The organism is Nonomuraea sp. CA-218870 (assembly GCF_050936535.1).
Taxonomy (GTDB): domain Bacteria; phylum Actinomycetota; class Actinomycetes; order Streptosporangiales; family Streptosporangiaceae; genus Nonomuraea; species Nonomuraea corallina.
Map to the genome: position 1 here is coordinate 2,071,300 of NZ_JBNJMN010000001.1, position 23,364 is coordinate 2,094,663.

Below are 23,364 nucleotides of genomic sequence, written 5' to 3' on the forward strand. Positions count from 1 at the left end.
CTGACCTCCAAAGATCGGGGTTGACTGCATGGAAAAAGACTTGGGGACCTTGGCCAGGGTCCGTGAATGGTATGGACCCCACTCCAGCACGGCCGCCGAATGGCCGGTCGACGCTCTCCTGCTAGCCAAGGGAACCACCACGGTGAGCGTGGTGCTGCCGGCTCGGAACGAGGAGTCGACAGTGGGCGACATCGTCACCGAGATCCGCCGTGAGCTGGTGGAGCGGACACCGCTCGTGGACGAGATCGTCGTGGTCGACTCCCTGTCCACCGACGCGACCGCCGCCAGGGCGGCCGCCGCCGGCGCCCGGGTGGTGGCGCAGCAGGAGGTTCTCTCCCACCTGCCGCCCATGACCGGGAAGGGCGAGGCCCTGTGGAAGGGACTGGCCGCCACCACCGGGGACGTCGTCGTGTTCATCGACGCCGACCTGCGCGACTTCGGCTCGCACTTCGTCTCGGGACTGCTCGGGCCGCTGCTGGTGGACCGTGATATCCAGTTCGTCAAGGGCGCCTACGAACGGCCCTACACGGGCGCAGACGGGGTGGCCCGCCGCGGCGGCGGCGGGCGCGTGACCGAACTCGTGGCCCGGCCCCTGCTCAACATGTTCTGGCCGGAACTGTCCGGCTTCGCCCAGCCCCTCGGCGGCGAGTACGCGGCCCGCCGCGAAGTGCTGGAACAGGTCCCCTTCGTCACCGAGTACGGCGTCGAGTTCGGGCTGCTCGTGGACCTCCTGCAGCTCGTCGGCCTCGACGCGATGGCCCAGGTCGACCTGGGCGTCCGCACCCACACCCACCAGTCGGTGCCGGCGCTCGGCCGGATGGCCGGGCAGATCATGCTCACCGCCTGGTCCCGCCTGGAGAACCAGGGACGCCTGGTCTCCTCCGAGTCGCCCGCCCACACCTTGCTGCAGTTCGGTCTGGACGGGCAGGCGGACCTGGTGGACGTGGCCGTGGCGGAGCGGCCCCCCCTGGCCTCTCTGGTCCTAGAGGAGGACGTGGCATGAAGATCCTGCTGAACTCCGGCCCCTGGCTCCCGGTGCCGCCCCCCGGCTACGGCGGCATCGAGAACGTCGTGGCCACCCTGATCCCCGAACTGCGCTCACGCGGCGTGCGCGTGGTGCTCGCCTCGGTCGGGACGAGCACGATCGAGGTGGACGAGCTGATCAGCGTCTACGACGACGGCCAGTTCCCGCACCTGCAGAAGCCGTACAACCAGGTCATGGGCATCGCCCACGCCCACCAGGCGCGCGTGGCCGAGGAACTGCGCCGCCGCGACGACATCGACCTCGTCCACGACCACCTGGAAGTCGTCGGCCCCGGCGTGCTGGCCGCCCTGGACGGCCCGCCCGTCCTGCACACCCTGCACTGGGACCTGCGCAAGCACGCGGCCTTCTACGACTCCTTCCCGAACAAGATCGCTGTCAACGGCGTCTCCCACTCCCAGCTCGCCCGCGCCCCCGAAGCGCTGCGCCGGTCGGCGCTCGGCGCCGTCCACCTGGCCACCCCCCTGGCGGGCACCGGCCTGCGGGTCGAGCGCGGTGAGCACCTCATCGTCATGGGCCGTGTCTGCGGGCTCAAGGGCCAGCACATCGCCGCCCGCATCTGCCAGAAACTCGGCCTGCCGCTGACCCTGGCCGGCCCGGTCAGCGGCCTGTCCACCCCCGCCGAGCTGGAGTCCGTAGCCGAGGATCCGTCCCACCCCCTCTTCGGGCACCCGGACGTGCGTTACCAACTCGACCACGTCTCCCCCTACCTCGACGGCGAACGCGCGACCTGGATCGGCTCGGTCGGCGGCGAGGAGCGCGACAGGCTCTACGCCTCGGCCCGCGCGGCGTTGTTCCCCATCCAGTGGGACGAACCGGGCGGCACCGCCGTCGTCGAGGCCCTCGCCCTGGGGGTGCCGCCCATCGGCCTGCGCCGCGGCTGCCTGCCGGAGATCATCGACCACGGCCGCACCGGCTTCCTCGCCGACACCGAGGAGGAACTCGCCGAGTGGATCCTCCGCGCGGACGAGATCGACCCGGACGAGTGCCGCCGCGAGGCCGCCCGCCGCTTCTCACCCGCCGTCATGGCCGAGCAGTATCTGGAGCTGTACGAGCGAGCGATCAGGAGAAGCCCCGTGGCAGCACGGTGACCGGGACCGAGGAGGCGCGCAGCATCTTCATCGCCAGCTCGCCGATGAAGACGCGGTGCGGCTGGGCGTCCTCGCTGGCCGCGCAGACCAGCAGCTCGCCCGGCAGCCACGTGGCGGTCTCCATCGCGGCCGCCACGTCGTGCCCCTCGGCCACCTCCGCCTCCGCCTCGATCCCCGTGGTCTCCCAGGCCAGCCGCACCGCCAGCGCCAGATCGTCGCGGATGCGCTCCGGGTCGTCGGTGCGCAGGTCGAAAGTGAGCAGCCGGAGCGGCACGCCCAGGCGCAGCGCCGCCTGGGCCACCCGCCCCACCGCCTCGTCGCACTGCGGCCGGTGCACGTACGCGAGCGTGAGCCTGGACGACCGGCCGACCGGCGCGTAGCCGGACGGCGCGACCATCACCGCCTCCGGCGACAGGTGGAGCAGATGGGCGGCGGTGCTGCCGAGCGCGATGCGGCCGTGCTGACCGCCGCCCGCCGACCCGACGACGATCAGATCGGCCCTGATCCGGCTGGCCAGCACCCCGAGCCCGCGACCGGCGCCCCGGCTCTCGAACGCCATGTACTCCGAGGGGACGTTCTCCAGAGCCACGCCCGCCTCCGCCAGGTAGGCCTGGGCCTGGACCGACTCACCGGGACTGCCGGGCGCATAGATCGAGGCCACCGTGAGCTCACCGCCGGTGACCCTGGTGATGGCCGCGCCGAGGGCCAGCGCCTCCCGCCCGCCCGCGTCGTGGGTGTAGCCGACGATCACGTGCTCTCCGATCACGACTGCCTCTTTACCCGCTGCGAGCTGGGAATACGCCCCCGTTGCCAAGCGTTGTACCAAAACGGAGGCGAAAGGAATTGAAGATCACTCTTGACACCAAGTTCGTCGGCTCGTCCGGGATGGTCACCCTCCGTGACGCCGTCGCGCAGCTCAAGGCCCAGGATCTGGCCTGCACCGTCGCCCGCGACAAGCTCGAGCCCAAGGCCCGGATGTTCACCGAATGCGTCGAGCGCGGTTTCACGCCGCTCCGCAGCGAGATCATGGCCGCCTGCTACCTCGCCGAGCGCGACGCCGCGGCCGAGTCCTTCGATCGCGGTCTGATCACGGAAGGCGAGCTGGAGCAGACCCGGCTCGCGCTGGCCAGGCGCTTCCTCGGCGCCGCCTGAACCCTCCTTCTTTCGGCTGACGCGCTCATGGTCGCCATGCTCGTAAAGTCGTGTCCATCAGCTGTTTGAACGGATGGGACACGCGTGTACCGCGACATCGTCGACTTCGCACTCACCACGCCCGCCTGGCTGCACACCCTTGCCGAGGTGGGCACCGACGCAGGGCTGTTCATCTTCGCGGCGCTGTTCGTCGTGTGCTGGTGGCGGGCCCGCCATGCGCCCCCGCGCGACCTGGCCATCGCCATCGCCGGGCCGGCCGGGATCGTCGGCGCGTACGTGACCAGTGAGGTGCTGAAGCTGATCGTCAGGGAGGACCGGCCGTGCCGGGGCGGCGTCCGGACGATCGCCGCCTGCCCGCCGCTGGACGACTGGTCGTTCCCCAGCAACCACGCGGTGATCGCCGCCGGCGCGGCGGGCACGCTCATGCTGGCCTGGCGCGCGCTGGGCTGGGTGGTGGTGCCGCTCGCCGCCGTGATGGCGTTCTCCAGGGTGTTCGTCGGCGTGCACTACCCGCATGACGTCCTGGGCGGGTTCGTGCTGGGCATCACGCTGGCGCCGCTGCTGACGCTGCTGATGGTCGGCGCCGTCACCCCGGTCGTCCGGCTGGTCCGCGGACGCCTGACGGCCGCGGGGTGAGCGTCAGGCGTCCGACCAGGAATGACGGCCGAGGAAGCCCCGCTCGCCCGTCGCGTACTCGTGGAAGGCGCGCCGCACCTCCTCCAGCTCCGCCACCTCGGCGCGCACCATCGCGCCCTCCTTGTACTCCAGCTCGTAGCCGGGGGAGACCTGGATGAAGTGGTGGCCGAAGGTCACCAGCGTCACGAACGGGTTCTGCGGCGACATGGTGCCCAGCACGTCGTGCACCAGCCCCAGGTCGGGATCGCGGACGACGAGCCCGTCGCCGGTGTGGAGCTGCATGCCCTGGTAGACCCCGAGCGGCGCCACGTTGTGCACCAGATCGCGCTGCGGGTCGTAACACACGAGCCCGTGCGTCCGCGCCACCTCGAAGACCTGCGCCGACATCTCGTCCATGGTCTCCAGGTCCATCGTCACCAGGACGCGGTCGCCGAAGGCGGTGACCGCGCCCGGCAGCTCCTTGGCGACCTCCGGCAGGTCCCCCCGGGCGGGCTCGCCCTTCCGGACCTCCAGGTAGGTGGCCCGCGCCTGGTCCCTGGAGACGGGCACGGGCTCGTCCCACACCATCAACTCAACGCTCACCCGTCCATCTTGTCGGACCAAGGCCGCACATGAGCGGGTACGAACTGGAACAACGCCGAAACCGCGCCCTGACCGCCGCTCGCCCGCGTGGCGTCCCTACCCGGTGGTGGCGGGTTTCTCCGTCTCGGGCACCAGCTCGACCGTGCAGTGCATGCACCGGCGCGCCTCGATCGGGATCTCCCCGATGCACTCCGGGCACTCCTTCGTGGTGGCGGCCTTGTCACGGTCGAACATCTTGATGAGCCGCGTCATCGGCATCACGACCAGCCAGTAGACCACCGCCGCGATGATCATGAAGGTGATCAGATGGTTGAGGAAGTCGCCGTACTTGAACTCGCTGCCGTTGACGGTGAACGAGTACTCGGCGAAGTCCGGTTGACGCCCTCCGGTGATGGCGCCGATCAGCGGCGTGATGAGGTCTCGGACCAGGGCCTGCACCAGCCCGCTGAAGGTGGCGCCGACGATGACGGCCACGGCCAGCTCGACGATGTTGCCGCGCAGCAGGAAACTCTTGAACCCACCCATAGCGGGGGTATGTAGCCGGTCACGCCAGGGTCAAACCTGCGCCTCAGACGGCGTCGAACCGGCCCTCCTTGATCGCGTCGCGGAAGCTTTCCCACTCCGTGCGGTCGAACGAGAGTTTCGCGCCTTCAGCATCCTTGCTGTCGCGGATGAGGACTGTGTCGCCGAGTTGTGCTACTTGGACGCAATGCCCGTTGTTGCACGAGTGCCAGGTCATTTCGGGGAGACCTTGGAGGGGACCCATGCGGTACCTCTCAGAAGTTGTCTGCAGACGTCGCCCTCAGCCATACCCCGAAATGTGTTCACGTAAGACAGAAGGGCGGGCCGCCATTGCGTGGCCTGCCCTTCTGTGACGGCTGGTTCAGCTGTGCTTGAGTTGCCCGATGAAGGCGTGCCACTCGTCCCCGGAGAACCTCAGCATGGGCCCGTCTGCTTGCTTGGTGTCGCGGACGGCGATGCGGCCGTCGGGCAACGGCGCCACGGCGACGCAGCTGCCGTTGTTGCAGCGGGAGGACACCTTCCAGGTGATCTCCGGCGGGGGAAGCGAAGTCATGTCGTGCCTCTCCTGGTCAAAGCGGGAAGCCGCTCGACCTATTGTCTTGATCACCTTTCCTGGCTGCTTCTCCACGAAAGCCGCATATTCCTGATGTAAAAGGAAGATCGTGTGGTTAGGCGGATTGATGTTTTGGATCGCGATGTCGCAGCCCGGAAGGGGCTCCCACTTCTGCGCGGCTCCTGTTGTTGCTGAAGCGGCGCGATTATGCAATGTCAAGGCGTCCTGGTTTTTTGCACGGCTAAAGACTCCCTGCCCGGCTGCGACGCTGGGTGGAGCTGGCTGGCTGGAGCTAAATCAAGGCATGCTGCAGGTGGCTTTGAACGTCAAACATGACGTTTGTAGCCGCTTGCCTTACATGGTACGTGCCTGAGGCAATTGCCAGATAGGGATTCTCATATTTCCTTGCCGGCGAAGTGGTCGCGCCGCATGAGGATCATCTTGAGGGAGGCGACAGGGCTGAGCGCGTCTGCGCGAAGGTGATCTATTACATCCCTGAAGCGGCTGACTTGGTTGGGTTTCTCCTCGAAGATGTGACCCGCCCTCGTTTCCATGAACACCATGTCCGCGATATCGACATTCCGGTCAAACTCCAGGAGCATGAAGGCGCTGTCGAACCCCATGTGCGCTCCCACTTCGAAGGGCACGACCTGGATGGTCACCTGCGGCAGCTCGGCGAACTGGGCCAGTTGCTCCAGCTGTCTCTTCATGACCTTGGCTCCGCCGATGTGCCGGTGGAGGGAGGACTCATCCAGCAGCACCCAGTAGCGTGGAGGTTGCGGCCGCCGGAGTAGTTCCTGGCGCCGCATGCGCACCTCTACCTGCCGCTCCACGAGCGTCGCGTCCTTGTCGGGGAAGAATCCCCGAATGACGGCCCTGGCGTAGTCCTCGGTCTGCATGAGGCCGGGGATCGTTGTCGTCTCGTACTCGGTGATGGCTTTCGCTTCGTTCTCAAGGTCGATCAGTGGTCCGATGTCGATGCCCTCACCCTGGTGCCACCAGCCCTGTTGTCTGGCGTCGCGGGCAAGCTCCATGAGTTCGTTCGCATTCTGGATGCCGTAGAGCTGGCCGAGGTCGCGGACGTCGCGAAGACTGGCCCGCCGCTGACCGGTCTCGATCCGGCTGATCTTCGCCGGAGAGCAGAGAAGGTGCTCCGCCACCTGGGCGATGCTCAGGCCTGCCTCCTGGCGTAGATCTCGCAGGCGTCGGGCGAGTTGGCGTTGACGGAGTGTCGGACTGGTCATCTGTCTCCGTCCGCTTGCCTGTGGACCGCGGTGCTCTCCGCTGTCTTGGGCGATCGGGTGTGGTTTGCAGGGCTGGGGGGTGCGCAGCTCATAACGGCCCTCGGGTGGGGTGACGCTTACGCCTGTTGTACCCACAGAAGTGGCTAGGGGCAAATGAGTAAGGCAACAGTCACTGGCAAAGCCTAGCGGCATTTGCCATATGCATGTAGCAATGGCACAAATCAGTCGTGCCCCAAGGACTCACACCATGGATCGGATTAACACGATCAACGACAAAGATGTCCGAACTGGATTCGGCTTTCTGCTTCTCCGCTTCCTTGATCGATGGATCTGCCGCCGCTTCGATGGGCGCGCAAGAGCGGCGGGCTGGCGAGTGCGGAGCCCAGCCCCGCTGATCAGGGTCTACAGCAGAACCGTAGGGCATGCGCTGATCACGTGCGGCACCTGTCGCGGCACCGGGGTCACCCCCCGCGGTGCGTGTCTGGACTGCTTCGGGTCAGGAGAGAGACCTTGAGCATTTTCGACACACTGCATCGACTGACCGTTCCCGTCCTTCGCCCACACCCTCTAGTTGTGCTCTGGCGATGGAGGTATGAGATCGGCCTCGCCGGATTCCTGGCGTACGCGGCGGTGGTGGCCACCGGGCCGGCGTTGATCGCCATCGCGACGGTGCTCGTGGTGGTCGCCCTCTGGCCGCCCGCGCGGTCGGAGGTGTGGGGGCGGATCCGGTGCGTGGTGACCGCGCACCGGATCCGGGTCGGATTCGTCGAGGCGTACCTGGTGAACCGGCGCGGGAAGACGCCCGCCGTGCTCTGGTGCGCGCCGGCGCCGTTCGGGGAGCGGGTCTGGGTGTGGTGCCGGGCCGGGATCACGGCCGACGACCTGGAGCGGGGCCGGCGCAGGATCGCGGGAGCGTGCTGGGCCGTGGACGTGCTGGTGTGGCCGCATCCGCGCAAGCCGCACTGGGTGCTGCTGGAGGTGATCAGGGTCGGTCACGCACAGGCCGGCTGCCAGGCCGGCCGGTTCTCCGCGCGGGGCACGCCGTGATCCGGGTGCGCCGGTAGGTCGTGGGCCGTCTCCGATGCCGCGTCGTCGGAGGCGGTCCACCGCTTTCCCCGATGAGGTGATCGAAGCGGAACGCGGGGAAGGTACTGGGTCGCGTCAGCGGGTAACGAGACCGGACTTGTCCGGTAGGGCGGGGGAAACCGAATATGGGAGGGACCGGGAGGACGCCTCGATGATCGAAATTTGGCCTGGAGATCCCTACCCGCTCGGGGCGACCTACGACGGCGCAGGCACGAACTTCTCGCTCTACACGGAGGTCGCCGACGCCGTGGAGCTGTGCCTGTTCGACGAGGACAACCGCGAGGAGCGGGTGAAGCTCACCGAGGTCGACGGCTTCATCTGGCACGGCTATCTTCCGGGGATCGGCCCCGGCCAGCGTTACGGCTATCGCGTGCACGGCCCGTACGACCCGGCGCAGGGGTTGCGCTGCAACCCGAACAAGCTGCTGCTCGATCCGTACGCGATGGCGATCGAGGGTGAGGTGACGTGGCACGAGGCGGCGTACGGTTACCGGTTCGGGCAGCCCGACAGCCGCAACGACCTGGACTCGGCTCCGTACGTGCCGCGTTCGATCGTGATCAACCCGTTCTTCGGCTGGGGTCATGACCGGCCGCCGGCGACCCCGTACCACGACACCGTGATCTATGAGGCGCACGTGCGGGGGCTGACCATCAGCCATCCGAAGATCCCCGAGCGGATCCGCGGCACCTATGCCGCGCTCGGCCATCCGGTGATCACCGATCATCTGACGAAGCTGGGGGTGACGGCGCTGGAGTTGATGCCGGTCCACCAGTACGTCACCGATCACATCCTGGAGGAGCGCGGGCTGTCGAACTACTGGGGCTACAACTCGGTCGGCTTCTTCGCCCCGCACAACCGGTATTCGAGCACCGGGCAGCGGGGGCAGCAGGTGCTGGAGTTCAAGGCCATGGTGAAGGCGCTGCACGAGGCCGGCATCGAGGTCATCCTGGACGTGGTCTACAACCACACGGCCGAGGGCAACCATCTGGGGCCGACGCTGGGGTTCCGGGGGATCGACAACCCCAACTACTACCGGCTGGTGGACGACGACCCGCGTTACTACATGGACACCACCGGCACCGGCAACAGCCTGCTCATGCGGTCGCCGCACGTGCTTCAGATGATCATGGATTCGCTCCGCTACTGGGTCATCGAGATGCACGTCGACGGGTTCCGCTTCGACCTGGCCTCGACGCTGGCCAGGGAGCTGCACGAGGTCGACCGGCTGAGCGCGTTCTTCGACCTGGTGCAGCAGGACCCGGTGCTGTCGCAGGTCAAGCTCATCGCCGAGCCGTGGGACGTCGGGCCGGGCGGCTACCAGGTGGGCAACTTCCCGTCGCGCTGGACCGAGTGGAACGGCCGTTACCGCGACACCATCCGCGACCTGTGGCGCGGCCAGCCGGCCACGATGCCGGAGTTCGCCTCCCGCTTCACCGGGTCGAGCGACCTGTACCAGGCCGACACCCGCCGCCCGGCCGCCTCGATCAACTTCGTCACCTGCCACGACGGCTTCACCCTCCAGGACCTCGTCTCGTACGACCACAAGCACAACGAGGCGAACAAGGAGGGCAACCGCGACGGCACCGACGACAACCGGTCCTGGAACTGCGGCGAGGAGGGCCCGGCGGGCTGGGCCATCGAGTCCCTGCGCGAGCAGCAGAAGCGCAACTTCCTCACCACGCTGTTCCTGTCGCAGGGCGTGCCGATGCTGTCCCACGGCGACGAGCTGGGCCGGACCCAGAAGGGCAACAACAACGGCTACTGCCAGGACAACGAGCTGACCTGGGTCGACTGGTCGGATGTGCGGGAGAACTGGCTGCTGCTGGAGTTCACCCAGAGCCTGGCGGCGCTGCGCAAGAAGCACCCGGTGTTCCGGCGCAGGCGGTTCTTCTACGGCAAGCCGGTACGGGGGCTCAGCGACATCGCCTGGCTCACCCCGTCGGGTGAGGAGATGACCGACAGCGACTGGAACGTCGGCTACGCCAAGTCTCTGGCCGTCTTCCTCAACGGCGACGCCATCACCGAGCCCGACCGGCGTGGCCGGCCGATCACGGACGACTCGTTCCTGTTGCTGTTCAACGCGCACCACGACACGATCCGCTTCACGATCCCCAAGGATTACGGCGATATGTGGCATACCGAGATTGACACCGCGATGCCGATCAAACTGGATGTGCGGGTGTGCCGGGCGGGGGAGGACGTGGCCGTGCCCGGGAGGAGCGTGCGGGTGCTGCGCCGTGTCTAGGCCCATCTCGACCTACCGGCTGCAGCTGACCCCCGACTTCGGCTTCGCCCAGGTCGCGGAGATCGCCGGCTACCTGCGCGACCTCGGCGTCAGCCACGTCTACCTGTCACCGATCCTGCAGGCGACGCCCGGCTCCCTGCACGGCTACGACGTGACCGACCACTCCAGGATCCGCGAGGAGTTCGGCGGCGCGAAGGGCTTCCGCGAGATGGCCGGGCAGCTCGCCGCGCACGATCTCGGCATCGTGCTCGACCTCGTGCCCAACCACATGAACACGCGGAACGCCCCGTTCTGGTCGGTGCTGAAGGACGGGCCGGACTCGCCGTACGCGCGCTGGTTCGACCTGGAATGGGAGGACGGCAAGGTCGCGCTGCCGGTGCTCGGCGACGACACCGAGCCGGTCGTCGACGGCGACGTGCTGCGCTACCACGAGCACGAGTTCCCGTACCCGGGCCACTACCGGCTGGTCGACTGGCGGCAGGGCCCCGGCTACCGGCGCTTCTTCGACGTGTCCACCCTGATCGGGCTGCGGGTCGAGGACCCCGAGGTGTTCTCCGCCACCCACGAGGTGATCTTCTGGCTGCTGGGCGAGGGACTGGCCGACGGGCTGCGCGTCGACCACCCCGACGGCCTCGCCGACCCGCGCGGCTACCTGGAACGGCTGCGCACCAGGACCGGCGGGATCTGGACCATCGTGGAGAAGATCCTCATCGGCGAGGAGCGGCTGCCCGGCGCCTGGGCGTGTGACGGCACCACCGGCTACGAGACGCTCAACCGCGTCACCGGCCTGTTCGTCGACCCCGAGGGCGAACGGCCGCTGGTCGAGCTGTTCACCCGGTTGACCGGCGAGCCCGCCGACTACCGGCAGGTCATGACCCTGGCCAAACAGGAGGTCATCGAGCTGTTCTTCGGCGCGGAGGTGAACCGGCTGGCCCGCGCCGCCTCCTGCGACCCCGCGGCCGTCGCCGAGCTGCTCGCCGCCATGCCGGTCTACCGCGCCTACGTGGTGCCGGGCGAGCCGCCGCCCGCCATGTCGGTCGAGATCATCGAGGCGGCGGCCGCGACCTGCTCCCCGGCCGTCCGCCCGCTCGTCGAGCAGGTCCTGTACGGGCCGCCCGAGGTGATCACCCGCTTCCAGCAGACCTGCGGTCCCGTCATGGCCAAGGGCGTGGAGGACACCGCGCTCTACCGCTGGTTCCCGCTGTCGAGCCTGAACGAGGTCGGGTGGGAGCCGGACCACTTCGGCGTGGCGGTCGAGGAGTTCCACGCCTACTGCGCGGCCATGCTCCCGCACACCATGACCACGCTGTCCACCCATGACACCAAGCGTTCGGAGGACGTTCGCGCCCGGCTCTCGGTGCTGTCGGAGCTGCCGGAGGAGTGGGAGAAGGCGGTGTCCGAGTGGTCGGCCCAGGTCGCCTTCGACGCGCGGCTCGACTACCTGGCCTGGCAGAACCTCATGGCCGCCTGGCCGATCTCCGCCGACCGGTTCACCGACTACCTGCTGAAGGCGGCCCGCGAGGCCAAGACCGCCATCTCGTGGGTACGCCCCGACGCGGACTACGAGCAGGGCCTGCGCGCGTTCGCCGAGGCCGCCGTGCGGCTGCCGATCGGCGACTTCACCGAGCGGATCGACCGCTACGCGATGGCGAACTCGCTCGGGGCGAAGATCGTCCAGCTCATGATGCCCGGCGTGCCCGACGTCTACCAGGGCAACGAGACCACCGACTTCTCCCTGGTCGACCCCGACAACCGGCGGCCCGTCGCGTACCCGCGCGTGCCCGCCTCCGACTGGGACGCCGCCAAGCTCCGGGTCACCACGCAGGCCCTGCGGCTGCGCCGCCGCCTCGGCCCCGCCGCACCGTACACGCCGCTGCGCGCCGAGGGCGAGGCGGCGGCGCACGTGATCGCGTTCGCCCGCGGCGGCGCCGACCCCACCGGGACCGGCGTCGGCGCGCGGGCCGTCGCCGTCGCCACCCGCCTGCCGGTCCGCCTGGAGCGGCGCGGCGGCTGGGGCGGCACCACGCTGGCGCTGCCGCCGGGCACCTGGCGCGACCTGCTCGGCGGCGGCCTGCACACCGGGCGCGTTCCGCTGGCCCACCTGCTCGGTTCCCTCCCCGTCGCACTGCTGGAGCGAAATGATCTTTGACGTGTGGGCACCCAACGCCACGGCCGTCGAGGTCGAGACCCTGGGCCGGCGCAGCCCGCTGACCGCGGGGGCGGACGGCTGGTGGTCGCTGGACGTGCCGGACGCCGCTCACGGCACCCGCTACGCGTACGTGCTCGACGGCGACGGCCCCTACCCCGACCCGCGCTCCCGCCGCCAGCCCGAGGGCGTCTTCGGGCCGAGCGCCGTGTACGACCACGCCCGCTACACCTGGGCCGACCACGAGTGGAAGGGCCGCGACCTGCGCGGCGCCGTGATCTACGAGCTGCACATCGGCACCTTCACCCCCGAGGGGACGTTCCAGGCCGCCGCCGGCCGGCTGGACCACCTGGTCGAGCTGTGCGTCGACTTCGTGGAAGTCATGCCGGTCGCGCCGGTGCCCGGCGCGCGCAACTGGGGGTACGACGGGGTCGACCTGTACGCGGTGAACGAGACGTACGGCGGCCCCGACGGGCTCAAGACCTTCGTCGACGCCTGCCACCGGGCGGGCATCGGCGTCATCCTCGACGTGGTCTACAACCACCTGGGGCCCTCGGGCAACTTCCTGCACCCGTTCGGCCCGTACTTCGGCGGTTTCGAGGGCAGCTACTGGGGCGAGGCGGTCAACCTGGACGGGCCCGGCTCGGACGTGGTGCGCCGCTACTTCGTCGAGAACGCGCTGCAGTGGCTGCGCGACTACCACATCGACGGGCTGCGCCTGGACGCCGTGCACGCGCTGCACGACAAGCGCGCCACCCACCTGCTGGCCGAGCTCGCCGAGGAGGTGGACGCGCTGTCGTGCGCCGTCGGCCGGCCGCTGTCCCTGATCGCCGAGTCCGACCTGAACGACCCGCGCATGGTCCGGTCCCTGGACGCGGGCGGCCTGGGCATGACCGCCCAGTGGAACGACGACGTACACCATGCCCTGCACACCGCGGTGAGCGGCGAGACCCACGGCTACTACGCCGACTTCGCCGGTCTGTCCGCGCTGGTGAAGGTGCTCACGCGCGGGGTCCTGCACGACGGCGGGCACTCCAGCTTCCGCGGGCGGGCGCACGGCAGGCCCTACACCGGCGTCCCCGGTCACCGGCTGGTCGCCTGCCTGCAGAACCACGACCAGATCGGCAACCGGCCGATGGGCGACCGGCTGCCGATGCCGGCGCTCAAGCTGGGCGCCGGGCTGCTGCTGACCTCGCCGTTCACGCCGATGCTGTTCATGGGGGAGGAGTGGGGGGCGGGCACGCCGTTCCTGTTCTTCTCCGATCACGTGGAGCCGCACCTGCGGGAGAGCGAGGGCGGGCGCAGGAAGAAGGAGTTCGACGGCTTCGGCTACACGTGGGAGGCGCCGGACCCGTCCGCCGAGGAGACGTTCCTGCGCAGCAAGCTCGACTGGCAGGAGCTGAAGGAGGAGGCGCACTGGTCGCTGCTGTGCTGGTACCGCGACCTGATCGCGCTGCGCAGGGCGCTGCCCGAGCTGACGGACCCGCGCCTGGACCGGGTCCGGGTGGAGGCCGATCCGGGCGGGGAGTGGCTGGTCATGCGGCGGGGCGGGGTCTGCGTGAGCGTGAACTTCGGCACGGACACGGTCACGGTGCCGGTGGCGCGGGGCAGGGTGCTGCTGGCTTCGGACGATCCGGTGACGGGCGACGAGAAGGGGACCCGGCTCCCCGGCCAGTCCCTGGTCATCCACCGCCCTTCGGGCTGACGCCCGCGGGCCGGCCGTCCTCCTGGCCCCGCTCCGGAGCGCCCGCACGATCTGATGGCCGTCCACAGGCGCTCACCTCCGGGCCGGTCATCCCCAGAACGGTGTTCGCCTCGACGGGTCCCGCCCCTCGTCGCCGATCCTGAGGCCCCGACCACCGGAGGCCCTCATGAAGATCGTCCTGCCGCTGCCCGCGGCCCTCACGTCCCTGTTCATCGTCACGCTCACCGTCGCCCCCGTCACGCCCTGGCGGCTGACCGGCCCACACAGCCGGGCCGCCCTGGCCGCGCTCGGCACGCCCCGCCTGCGGCTGACCCGCCATCCCACCCCGTGGAAACCCGGCGCCATCCCGCTCACCCCCGACGAGCGCCGCCTGCTGCGCCGCTCCGGACAGCACCTCGCCGTCTCCTCGACCGCCCCGCCGCACGCGTCCCCCGCCGCCGCCCAGGCCGCCAGGGCCGCCGCCCGCGCCCTCGCCCGGACGTACGAGGGCCTGCTGTTCGACCCCCTGACCGGCGGCGTCCTGCCCGCCCGCCATCCGGAGCCCGCCGCCTTCGACCTGACCGACGGGTGGCTCGGCTGGGACGTCCGGGTCCACGACGACGCCACCTGCCCGCCGTGGGACCCGGCCGGCACCGCCGCCTGCGACGGCCTCACGATCACCTCCCGGGGCCTGCGCCGCTTCGGCCTGCCGGAGGTCACCCTCGACGGCGCGGCCTGCGCCCACACCCTGTGCGCCGCCAACCTCCTGCGCACGGTGGCCGCCCGCCTGGTCGCCGGCCACCTCGCGTTCGCCTCCGCCCATCCCGGCGCCCGCCGCCGGGCCATCGACGACCACCTCCCCCTTCCTCCCGGCCCGCTCGGCGTCCGCCTCACCCCGTGCGCGCCCGCCCCCTCACCAGGACGGGGCAGCATCAGACGCCTGAGAGTCAGGCCCGCCACCGGGCCAGGTCCCGCAGCCTGCCTCCAGGTCGGGCCGCCGTCGGGGTTCACCGGCTCGCTCAACGACTGGCTCTGCGCCACCCAGACCCCGGTCCGCACCGGCCTCACCCCCACGGCGGCCTGAGCCCCGGCTCCTTTTCGCGCCCCTGGACGGGCCGGGCGGGGAACGTCAGGCGGCGGTCGTTCGTAGGACTGACGTGGACCCTTTCGAAGACCTCGACGACAGGCTGAGAGAGACCCGCGAGCGCGTCCGCTGGTTCGACCACCTGGCGGCTCAGCGGACCACGCTGGGGCGGCAGATCCGCGAGGTCACCGACCTCGTGACCCGGCTGGAGCAGAAACTGGCCGAGGAACGGCGCGACGTCGAGCGCCTGGAGGGCGGCCTGCCCGGGCTCCTGGCCAGGCTCGCCGGGTCCAGGGACGAACGGCTCGCCAAGGAGCGCGCCGAGGCGGCCCTCGCCGGCGAGCGCCTCGACGGGCAGCGCGCGAGGCTGGAGGCCCTCACCGCCGACCTCGCCACGACGGAACGGGACCTCGCCGCCCAGGCGGGCGCGCCCGACGACTACCAGCGGCTGCTGACGGAGAAGGAACGGCTGCTCGTCGAGCGCGGCGACGAGCGGGGGCGATGCCTGATGGAGCTGTCCGGCCGGTTGGCCGACACGCGGGCCGACCTGCGTGAGCACGAGGAGGCGGTGCAGGCGGGCATGGCGGCCGCGCAGTGGGTCCGGCAGGTGCTGACGCTGCTCGAAACCGCCCGCGGGGCCTCGACCTGGGACATGCTGGGCGGCGGCATGTTCGCCGACGCCGTCGAGCACCAGCACCTCGTCGGCGCCGACCAGGCCACGTGGCAGGCCCAGCAGGCGCTCGACACGTTCTCCAGGGAGCTGGCGGACCTCGGCTGGGCCGCCGACCCGAAGATGCCGGAGGTCGACACCCGCTGGTTCGCCGACGTCTTCTTCGACAACATCATCACCGACGCGCTCAAGCACCAGCGCATCGCCCGGACCCGCACCGCCGTGGCCGAGATGTCCGCCTGGATCGACGACTCGCTCCGGACGCTCGCCCAGCGCCAGGCCGACCTGGCCCAGCGCCTCACCGACCTCACCACCGAGCGCGAACAACTCCTCTCCACCTGACCACCACTCCAGGGGGCTCCCTCCGGTCGGCTCACACCCGGTCGGCTCACACGCCGGCCGACTCACGCTGGGTGGGGCGGGTTCTGTCAGCGGCTGAGGATGTGGCGGAGGGCGGACTCCAGGGTGGCGGCCGGGTGGGGGCGGGGCCGGTGGCGCGCCAGGCGATGTAGCCGTCCGGGCGGATCAGCACCGCGCCCCCCGCGCCCACGCCGTACCGCGCCCGCCGCTGACCCGTGACGTCCGTCAGCTCGTCGACCACGATGTGCGACAGCTCCACCCCGAGGCGCCCTCGATGACCGCCGTGGAGTGGTAGCGGGCGCCGAGGACGGCGCCCATCGGGTCGTCGAGCGGCTCGGGATAGCCGTCGCGCGCGGCCGGCGGCATGCGCAGGCCGAGGTCGGCCAGCGGGGCGTCCGCGGTCATGACCCCGATGGGGCGCCGCTCGGCGTCGTAGGTGTCGAGGAAGTCCGGCCCCGCCTGCCCGGTGATCACCAGGTGTCGCCGATGCCCGCCCAGACGTCGGTCAGTTCCTGTTCGATGCCCGGGACCGTACGGAGTAACTCGACGGCCCGATGTCAACCCCGAAGGCCTTGGGCTGGACCGAGGTGCCGGGCCGTCGTTCGGCGAGCAGGACGGGGATGTCCCGCCAGGCCAGGAGCATGGCCGCGCTCAGGCCGGCGTATCCGCCGCCCACGACCAGAACCGGGACGCGGTGGTACGACATGACTGCCTCCCAAGGGACGAGTAATATCGCGTTGGCCACGATATGACGCGTCTTGGGAGGGGCCAAGACATATCGCGTTTATCGATCCAAGTGCTGTTCCAGCGACTCGACCTTGCTCGTCATGCCGTCCGTGACGCCGGGGCGCAGGTCGGCCTTGAGGACGAGACCCACACGAGGCGCGACCTCGGCCACCGCGTCCACGGCCCGCTTGACCACGTCCATCACCTCGTCCCACTCGCCCTCGACGGTGGTGAACATGGCGTCGGTGCGGTTCGGCAGCCCGCTCTCGCGCACCACCTTGACGGCGCGGGCGACGGGCTCGGCGACTCCTTCGCCGACGCCCAGCGGGGTGATGGAGAATGCGACGATCACGACGTGTCCTTCTGAGTAATCCCCGGTGAGCGCCCGCCGGCCGGTGCCGGTCGGCTCCGGCCGGGGCGGCCCGCGCCTCGCGCGCCGCGTCCCCGGCTGCCCACCTTCGACGGGTGGCCGGCCGGACGGTCACATGTGGAGGTGCTCGTCCTCCGACTCTTCCTCGTCCTCGGCCGGGCCCTCGGACGGCTCCACGCCGAGCATCGCCTCGCGCGGCTCGATCTCGTCGATGTGGTCGACGAGCTGCAGCACGTGCTCGGGCTCGATCAGCCACTGCAGGGCGGAGGCCCCGGTCTCGTCGGACTTGACCAGCTCGGCCTGCTCGTTGCGCTCCTCGTCGGTCAGCTCGGCCTCGGGGTGGCGGATCTCCGCCAGGGCCGCCGCCTGAAGGGCGTCCACGTCGAGCACTTCGACCGTCAGCTCGACCGTGAGTCGTAGGAACTTCTGTGCGTCACTCATGCGACGAGCCTAGGGCAGCTTCCACTCCACGGGGGCCGCGCCTTGCTGGACGAGCAGTTCGTTCGCCCGGCTGAACGGCCGGGAGCCGAAGAAGCCGTTGCGCGCCGACAGCGGGGAGGGGTGGGCGGACTCGACCCGCGGCACCGACCCCAGCATGGGCGCGAGGTTGCGCGCGTCGCGCCCCCACAGGATCGCGACCATCGGCTTGCCGCGCTCGACCAGGGCCCGGATGGCCTGCTCGGTGACCTCTTCCCAGCCCTTGCCGCGGTGGGAGGCGGGCTTGCCCGGCATCACGGTCAGCACCCTGTTGAGCAGCAGCACGCCCTGGTCGGCCCAGGGGGTGAGATCGCCGTTGGCCGGCCGGGGCAGCCCCAGGTCGGACTCCATCTCCTTGAAGATGTTGATCAGGCTGCCGGGCAGCGGCCGCACGTCGGGGGCGACGGAGAACGACAGCCCCACGGGGTGCCCCACCGTGGGGTACGGATCCTGCCCCACGATCAGCACCCTGACGTCGTCGAAGGGCTGGTTGAAGGCGCGCAGCACGTTGCCCCCCGAGGGGAGGTACTGCCTGCCTTCGGCGATCTCCTTGCGGAGGAACTCGCCCATGTGGGCGATGCGCTCTGCCACGGGCTCCAGCGCGCGAGCCCATCCGGCTTCGACGACTTCGTTCAGTGGACGTCCGGCCATGGGCGATGAGCTTAGCCAGGTCTGGCGGGCGATGCGTACGGAACCCGGAGAAATGATCACCAAGGAGCGGGCGCCCGTGCCCCCGCGGGATACGGGCGCCCGCCGAGGTCTACTTCACCGAGCCGGCCATCATGCCCTGGACGAAGTAGCGCTGGAACGCGAAGAACAGCACCAGCGGGATGATCAGCGACAGGAAGGCGCCGGACGAGAGGATGTCCATGTTGGTGCCGAACTGCCGCATCTGGGACTGGAGATACTTGGTCATCGGCTGGTTCGCCGAGTTGGCGAAGACCAGCGCGATGAGCATGTCGTTCCACACCCAGAGGAACTGGAAGATGCCCAGCGAGGCGATGGCGGGCTTGCCCAGCGGGAAGACCACCGACACGAAGATCCGCCACTCAGGAGCCCCGTCCATCCGCGCCGCCTCCAGCAGGGAGGCGGGGATGCCGATGAAGAAGTTGCGCAGCAGGAAGATCGCGAAGGGCAGTCCGAACGCCACGTGGAACAGCACCACGCCGGGGATCGAGCCGAAGATCCCTGCCTGGCCGTAGAGGGCGGCCACGGGGATCAGCGCGATCTGGATCGGCACGATGAGCAGTCCGACCACGACCAGGAACAGCAGGTCCCGGCCGGGGAACTCCATCCAGGCGAACGCGTACGCCGCCATGGCCGCGATGCCGATCACCAGGATCGTGGTCGGCACCGTGATGGCCACCGTGTTCCAGAAGGACGCCCCGAAGCCGCCGGCCAGCAGGTCGCGGTAGTTGGCGATGGTCAGCTCGGCCGGCTTGGTGAAGACCGTCCACCAGCCCTCGGCGTTGTTGATCTCCGTGGTGCGGAGCGAGACCACCAGCAGGCCGAGGGTGGGGACCAGCCAGAACAGGCCGAGCAGGATCATCACGACCTGGACGACGCCGCTGCCGAGGCGGTCGACGATGCGTCCGATCAGGTTTCTCCGCGGCGCGCCGGCGTGGCTGCGCGCCGGTGCCGGTGCCGTCGCCGTCGTCATGAGTCGCCCCTCTTGAACCTGCGGATATTCATGATCATGAAGGGCAGGACCAGGATGAGCAGGAAGACGGCCAGCGCGCTGCCGAGTCCCTGGTTGTTCCCGCCGCCGAACGAGACGCGCCACATCTCCAGCGCGATCACGTTCGCCTCCGGCTGGACCGACGGCGGTGCGATGATGAACACCAGGTCGAACACCTTCAAGGTATTGATGATCATCGTCACGAAGACGACGAGCAGGACCGGCGACAGCAGCGGCACCGTGATCCTGCGGAACACCTGCCACTCGCTGGCGCCGTCGATGCGGGCCGCCTCCAGCGCGTCACGCGGGATGGCCGCCAGGCCGGCCGCGATCAGCACCATGGCGAACCCGGCCCACACCCAGACGAACGCCCCGATGATCGCCGGGGTGATCAGCGTCGGGCCCAGCCAGGTCAGGCCGTTGTAGGCGGCGGTGAAGTTGTCCGCCGGCAGCCGCACCACGTAGGAGCCCGGGGTCAGGCCCTCGAACCGGAACGAGCCGTCCTCGGCCGTCGTCGCGGTCGCCGCCACCTGGCCGTCGCTGACCGCCTCCACGGTCATCCCCGGCAGGCCCTTCTCGGTGGCGTCCGGCTGGCCGTTCACGCCGCCGCCGCCGGGGGTGAAGTCGAACCACACCGTGCCGGCCAGCCCGTCGCCGCCGGTCGCCGCGACGGCCGGCTGGGCGTTCGCGGGCATCACCTCGGGCTTGACACCCACGATGGGGATCAGCACGGGCTGCCCTGCCTCGACCGGCTGCTTGGTGACGACGGTGCCGTCCTCCTCGGCGGCCACCGGCGACTCGTCGCCGGTCCGCGCCCGCGCCTCCGGGTAGCCCTGCGAGGAGGAGAACGTGTCACCGACCACCGTCATGACGGCGTTGGCCAGGCCCTTGTCGGGGTCCTCGTCGTACACGAGCCGGAAGATGACGCCGGCGGCCATCAGCGAGACGGCCATCGGCATGAAGACGATCAGCTTGAACGCGGTCGCCCACTTGATCCGCTCGGTCAGCACCGCGAAGATCAGGCCGATCGTGGTGACCACGATCGGGGCGACGACCACCCAGATCAGGTTGTTGCGGATGGTCCGCAGCGTGCCGCCGTCGCTGAAGATGGTCCCGTAGTTCTCCAGCCCGACGAACGCCTGGCCAGAGGCGTCGTACAGGCTTCGGAAGATCGAGTAGCCGATCGGGTAGACCACCCAGATGCCGAGCAGCAGGGCCGCCGGCATGAGGAAGACGATGGCGATCGTCGGTGACGGGCCGAGGCGTCGTCTCTTTGGGGGGGTATCAGCCGGTCCCGAGGTAGGCCCGCCCGTGGAGTCCACGGGCGGGTCCTGGGGGCCGTCCAACCTTTCGGTCACGGCCATGCCTCTTTACTTCCAGGCCTTCTTGGCCTCGGCCTCGAGCGCCTCCTGGGCGCCCTTGACGTCACTCGGGTCGCGCAGGAAGTCCTGCAGGACCTTCCACTCGCCCTTGCCGTCGGTGCCGCCGAAGGCGCTGGGCGCGAGGTCGGACATGTCGTAGCGGACCGACTCACCGGCCGTGACGATCGTCTGGCCGAGCTGCTTGGTCATCTCGTTCGGGTAGTTGTCGGGGGAGACGTTCCTGTTGGGGGACAGGTAGCCGGGCAGCTTGGCCCAGACCTCGCCGCCCTCCTTGGAGGCCAGGAACTGCAGCAGCGCCATGGCGCCAGGGGAGTCCTTCATGGCCACCGCGACGTCACCGCCGAGCACGACCGGAGCGGTGTCGCCCACCTTCGGGAACGGGAAGTACTTGGCCTCCTCGCCGACCTTGGCGCCGGACTCCTCGGCCGTGACGGCGACGAAGTCGGCCTCGATCACCATCGCGGCCTCCTTCTCGCCGTAGACCTTGGTGACGCAGGTCGGGAAGTCGGTCTGCAGCGCGCCGGAGGTGCCGCCGGCGACGAACTCCTTCTTGCCGGCGATCTGCGCGATCTTCTCCAGGGCGGTGGCGACGCTGGGGTCGGTCCACGGGATCTCGTGCTTGGAGAGCTGGTCGTACTTCTCCGGGCCGGCCGAGGACAGGTAGACGTTCTCGAACAGGTCGGTCAGCGTCCAGCCGGAGGCGCCGCAGAACGAGAACGGCGCGGTGCCGGAGTCGGCGATCGTCTGCGAGGCGGTCACCAGCTCGTCCCAGGTGGTCGGCGGCTGCACGCCGGCGTCCTCGAAGGCCTTCGACTGGTACCAGACCAGGGACTTGTGCGCCGCCTTGATCAGCACGCCGTACACCTGGCCGTCGGCGGAGCCGAGCTCCTTCCAGTACTCGGTGTAGTTGGCGTCGATCTCCTTGGTGACGTCGTCGGTGAGCGGCTTGAGCGCCTTCTGCTCGGCGTACTGCTGGACCAGGCCCGGCTGCGGCAGGATCGCCACGTCGGGCGGGCTGCCGCCCTGGATGCGCGGGCCGAGGTAGGCGCCGGTGTCCTCACCGGTGGAGGCGTAGGTGACCTTGGCGCCGGTCTTGTCGGAGAAGGCCTTGAGCACCTGCTCGAAGTTCTTCTGCTCCTCGCCGGTCCACTTGGCGGCCACCTCCAGCGTGACGCCCTCGAGCGTCTTGCCGCCGGCGCTCTCGGAGGCGGCGGGAGCGGACGCGGCCGGCTCGGAGGTCGTCGGCGCGTTGCCGCAGGCGGCCACCGCCAGCGCCAGACCGGTCAGGATCGCTGCTGCACTGCCTTTTCGCATGGCTTGCCTCACTGTGTTCGGATGATTTCTTCAAGTTCGGCTTTCAACGAGGCCGCCACATCGTCCGCGGTCTCGCTGATCGGGGGGTTGAGCGCTTTGGCGACCGTGCTCGCGATCACCAGGCTGAGCTGGTTGTAGTGCGGGCTCGCCGCGCGCGGCTCGGCGGCGAGGATGCTCTCTTTGAGTACGGGCAGGTACGGGAAGCGCTCGATGAGCTCGGGATCGTCGTAGAGCTCGGTCCACACCGGGGGGAACGATCCCTCGGTGAGCACCCGGCGCTCGTTCTCCAGGCTCGTGAAGTAACGGATGAACTCCGTCGCGGTCTGCTGGTGCTGCGAGTAGGCGCTGATCGCCAGGTTGATGCCGCCCAGCGAACTGCTCCCCGGGCCGTCGGGGCCCGGCAGTGTGGTGACCGCGATCTTGTCGCCGAGCCTGTTCCTGGCCGGGCCGTAGGCGTGCGGCCAGTTGCGGGCGAAGGCGAGCCGGCCTTCCTGGAAGGCGAGGCGCGACTCCTCCTCCTTGTAGTTCAGCGACTCTTCGGGGATCCAGCCCTCGCGCAGGCCCTGCTGGAGGAACTCCAGCGCGGTCGTCGCGGGGGCGGGGTCGAGGGTCACCCGGGTGCCGTCGGTGCTGAGGATCTGCCCTCCCGCCGACTGCACGGCTTCGGAGAAGTTGACGGTCAGCCCCTCGTACGCGAGGAACTGTCCGGCATAACCCTCGATATCGTGCTTTTTCGTGATCCGTTGGGCTTGTTGGCGAAGCTCCGCCCATGTTCGGGGCGGCTTCTTCACCAGGTCGGTGCGGTAGTAGAGCAGCCCCGCGTTGCTCGTGTACGGGACCGCCCACAGCTTGTCCTTGTAGATCGCGGTCTTCACGACGGGCGGCAGGAACTTGTCGAGCGGGAAGGACCCGCGCTCCAAGGGGATGATCCAGCCGTTTTCCGCGAACTCCGCGGTCCACACCACGTCCAGCCCGAGCACGTCGTAACGGGTGCTGCGGGCCTGCAAGTTGGCCACCATCTGGGCGCGCTGCTCGTCGGCCGCCTCGGGCAGCTCGATGAGCGTCACCTTCTCGGCCGGGTGGGCCTGGTTCCAGCGATCCAGCAAGGGTTGAAGGTACGCCGTGGTGTCGCGCCCGGTGGCGAACGTGATCGGGCCGGTGCCTCCGGTCCGTGACGTGTCGCCACCTTGATCACCCGTCGCCGCGCATCCCTGCGCCGCAAGGACGGCGAGGACGAGCGCCAGACGACGGAACACCGCTATTTCCTCCTTGTGCGCAGAGGCTACATACGTGTTAGGTAGATGCATTCATGTTATGCAC

Annotated in this window: 26 protein-coding genes; 10 read left to right on the forward strand and 16 right to left on the reverse strand. The window is 69.6% G+C overall.

Going from position 1 to position 23,364, the window contains the following annotated elements; genetic code table 11:
- The first annotated feature begins 28 nt into the window (after positions 1-28).
- On the forward strand, positions 29-1,003 hold the full coding sequence (locus ACQEUU_RS10245; RefSeq protein WP_433063428.1) for a glucosyl-3-phosphoglycerate synthase: 975 nt from the start codon (positions 29-31) through the stop codon (positions 1,001-1,003).
- The gene (locus ACQEUU_RS10250) at positions 1,000-2,133 is read left to right on the forward strand and encodes a glycosyltransferase (RefSeq protein WP_433063431.1); all 1,134 of its coding nucleotides are present in this window, start codon (positions 1,000-1,002) and stop codon (positions 2,131-2,133) included. The genes ACQEUU_RS10245 and ACQEUU_RS10250 overlap by 4 nt, the downstream gene beginning before the upstream one ends.
- Here the strand turns inward: ACQEUU_RS10250 and ACQEUU_RS10255 are convergent.
- Positions 2,105-2,899, reverse strand: a complete 795-nt coding sequence (locus ACQEUU_RS10255; protein ID WP_433063434.1) for a universal stress protein — start codon at positions 2,897-2,899, stop codon at positions 2,105-2,107. The two genes, ACQEUU_RS10250 and ACQEUU_RS10255, sit on opposite strands and share 29 nt — an antisense overlap.
- A 77-nt stretch (positions 2,900-2,976) precedes the next feature.
- Between ACQEUU_RS10255 and ACQEUU_RS10260 the strand changes: the two genes are divergently transcribed.
- Entirely contained in the window at positions 2,977-3,285 is a 309-nt protein-coding gene (locus ACQEUU_RS10260; RefSeq protein ID WP_433063437.1) for a hypothetical protein, read from the forward strand.
- Between the two features lie 84 nt (positions 3,286-3,369).
- On the forward strand, positions 3,370-3,921 hold the full coding sequence (locus ACQEUU_RS10265; RefSeq protein WP_433063439.1) for a phosphatase PAP2 family protein: 552 nt from the start codon (positions 3,370-3,372) through the stop codon (positions 3,919-3,921).
- Positions 3,922-3,924: 3 nt separating this feature from the next.
- On the opposite strand, the gene ACQEUU_RS10270 is transcribed toward ACQEUU_RS10265, so the two are convergent.
- The 5 genes from ACQEUU_RS10270 to ACQEUU_RS10290 all read right to left on the reverse strand — a co-directional run bounded on the left by ACQEUU_RS10270 (position 3,925) and on the right by ACQEUU_RS10290 (position 6,822).
- Complete coding sequence (locus tag ACQEUU_RS10270; protein WP_433063442.1) at positions 3,925-4,503, reverse strand: hypothetical protein; 579 nt, start codon at positions 4,501-4,503, stop codon at positions 3,925-3,927.
- Between the two features lie 96 nt (positions 4,504-4,599).
- A complete protein-coding gene (gene mscL, locus ACQEUU_RS10275) occupies positions 4,600-5,028 on the reverse strand; it encodes a large conductance mechanosensitive channel protein MscL (protein ID WP_433063445.1) in 429 nt (142 codons plus the stop codon).
- 43 nt (positions 5,029-5,071) lie between these two features.
- Entirely contained in the window at positions 5,072-5,242 is a 171-nt protein-coding gene (locus ACQEUU_RS10280) for a DUF397 domain-containing protein (protein WP_433063448.1), read from the reverse strand.
- A 144-nt stretch (positions 5,243-5,386) separates the two neighbouring features.
- On the reverse strand, positions 5,387-5,578 hold the full coding sequence (locus ACQEUU_RS10285) for a DUF397 domain-containing protein (protein ID WP_433063451.1): 192 nt from the start codon (positions 5,576-5,578) through the stop codon (positions 5,387-5,389).
- A 395-nt stretch (positions 5,579-5,973) separates the two neighbouring features.
- The gene (locus ACQEUU_RS10290) at positions 5,974-6,822 is read right to left on the reverse strand and encodes a helix-turn-helix domain-containing protein (RefSeq protein ID WP_433063454.1); all 849 of its coding nucleotides are present in this window, start codon (positions 6,820-6,822) and stop codon (positions 5,974-5,976) included.
- Positions 6,823-7,395: 573 nt separating this feature from the next.
- Here ACQEUU_RS10290 and ACQEUU_RS10295 point away from each other — a divergent pair.
- The 6 genes from ACQEUU_RS10295 (at position 7,396) to ACQEUU_RS10320 (ending at position 16,079) form a co-directional block, all read left to right on the forward strand.
- Positions 7,396-7,869, forward strand: a complete 474-nt coding sequence (locus ACQEUU_RS10295; RefSeq protein WP_433063457.1) for a hypothetical protein — start codon at positions 7,396-7,398, stop codon at positions 7,867-7,869.
- 190 nt (positions 7,870-8,059) lie between these two features.
- Entirely contained in the window at positions 8,060-10,153 is a 2,094-nt protein-coding gene (glgX, locus tag ACQEUU_RS10300) for a glycogen debranching protein GlgX (RefSeq protein WP_433063460.1), read from the forward strand.
- Positions 10,146-12,302 carry a malto-oligosyltrehalose synthase gene (treY, locus tag ACQEUU_RS10305; RefSeq protein ID WP_433063462.1) on the forward strand — a complete coding sequence of 719 codons (2,157 nt, stop codon included), beginning with the start codon at positions 10,146-10,148 and terminating at the stop codon, positions 12,300-12,302. Before glgX ends, treY begins: the two co-directional genes overlap by 8 nt.
- Before the next feature lies 1 nt (position 12,303).
- Positions 12,304-14,004, forward strand: a complete 1,701-nt coding sequence (gene treZ / locus ACQEUU_RS10310; RefSeq protein WP_433063465.1) for a malto-oligosyltrehalose trehalohydrolase — start codon at positions 12,304-12,306, stop codon at positions 14,002-14,004.
- A 166-nt stretch (positions 14,005-14,170) separates the two neighbouring features.
- Positions 14,171-15,067: a hypothetical protein gene (locus tag ACQEUU_RS10315; RefSeq protein ID WP_433063468.1), complete on the forward strand. Its 897-nt coding sequence runs from the start codon at positions 14,171-14,173 to the stop codon at positions 15,065-15,067.
- A 73-nt stretch (positions 15,068-15,140) separates the two neighbouring features.
- A complete protein-coding gene (locus ACQEUU_RS10320) occupies positions 15,141-16,079 on the forward strand; it encodes a hypothetical protein (RefSeq protein ID WP_433063470.1) in 939 nt (312 codons plus the stop codon).
- A gap of 46 nt (positions 16,080-16,125) precedes the next feature.
- On the opposite strand, the gene ACQEUU_RS10325 is transcribed toward ACQEUU_RS10320, so the two are convergent.
- The 10 genes from ACQEUU_RS10325 to ACQEUU_RS10370 all read right to left on the reverse strand — a co-directional run bounded on the left by ACQEUU_RS10325 (position 16,126) and on the right by ACQEUU_RS10370 (position 23,300).
- Positions 16,126-16,356 carry a hypothetical protein gene (locus tag ACQEUU_RS10325; RefSeq protein WP_433063473.1) on the reverse strand — a complete coding sequence of 77 codons (231 nt, stop codon included), beginning with the start codon at positions 16,354-16,356 and terminating at the stop codon, positions 16,126-16,128.
- Positions 16,323-16,571, reverse strand: coding sequence for a hypothetical protein (locus ACQEUU_RS10330; protein WP_433063476.1), 249 nt, complete (start codon positions 16,569-16,571; stop codon positions 16,323-16,325). Before ACQEUU_RS10330 ends, ACQEUU_RS10325 begins: the two co-directional genes overlap by 34 nt.
- 31 nt (positions 16,572-16,602) lie before the next feature.
- Positions 16,603-16,803: an FAD-dependent monooxygenase gene (locus ACQEUU_RS10335; protein ID WP_433063479.1), complete on the reverse strand. Its 201-nt coding sequence runs from the start codon at positions 16,801-16,803 to the stop codon at positions 16,603-16,605.
- 78 nt (positions 16,804-16,881) lie between these two features.
- Positions 16,882-17,175 carry an MTH1187 family thiamine-binding protein gene (locus ACQEUU_RS10340; RefSeq protein ID WP_433063482.1) on the reverse strand — a complete coding sequence of 98 codons (294 nt, stop codon included), beginning with the start codon at positions 17,173-17,175 and terminating at the stop codon, positions 16,882-16,884.
- A gap of 129 nt (positions 17,176-17,304) precedes the next feature.
- Positions 17,305-17,634: a hypothetical protein gene (locus ACQEUU_RS10345; protein WP_433063484.1), complete on the reverse strand. Its 330-nt coding sequence runs from the start codon at positions 17,632-17,634 to the stop codon at positions 17,305-17,307.
- A gap of 9 nt (positions 17,635-17,643) precedes the next feature.
- Positions 17,644-18,321 (reverse strand): uracil-DNA glycosylase, encoded by a 678-nt coding sequence (locus ACQEUU_RS10350; RefSeq protein ID WP_433063487.1) that lies wholly within the window; start codon positions 18,319-18,321, stop codon positions 17,644-17,646.
- Between the two features lie 109 nt (positions 18,322-18,430).
- The gene (locus ACQEUU_RS10355; RefSeq protein ID WP_433063490.1) at positions 18,431-19,330 is read right to left on the reverse strand and encodes a carbohydrate ABC transporter permease; all 900 of its coding nucleotides are present in this window, start codon (positions 19,328-19,330) and stop codon (positions 18,431-18,433) included.
- Entirely contained in the window at positions 19,327-20,712 is a 1,386-nt protein-coding gene (locus tag ACQEUU_RS10360; RefSeq protein WP_433063493.1) for an ABC transporter permease subunit, read from the reverse strand. Before ACQEUU_RS10360 ends, ACQEUU_RS10355 begins: the two co-directional genes overlap by 4 nt.
- 6 nt (positions 20,713-20,718) lie before the next feature.
- The gene (locus ACQEUU_RS10365; protein WP_433063496.1) at positions 20,719-22,044 is read right to left on the reverse strand and encodes an ABC transporter substrate-binding protein; all 1,326 of its coding nucleotides are present in this window, start codon (positions 22,042-22,044) and stop codon (positions 20,719-20,721) included.
- 8 nt (positions 22,045-22,052) lie between these two features.
- Complete coding sequence (locus ACQEUU_RS10370; RefSeq protein WP_433063499.1) at positions 22,053-23,300, reverse strand: ABC transporter substrate-binding protein; 1,248 nt, start codon at positions 23,298-23,300, stop codon at positions 22,053-22,055.
- Positions 23,301-23,364 lie beyond the last annotated feature (64 nt).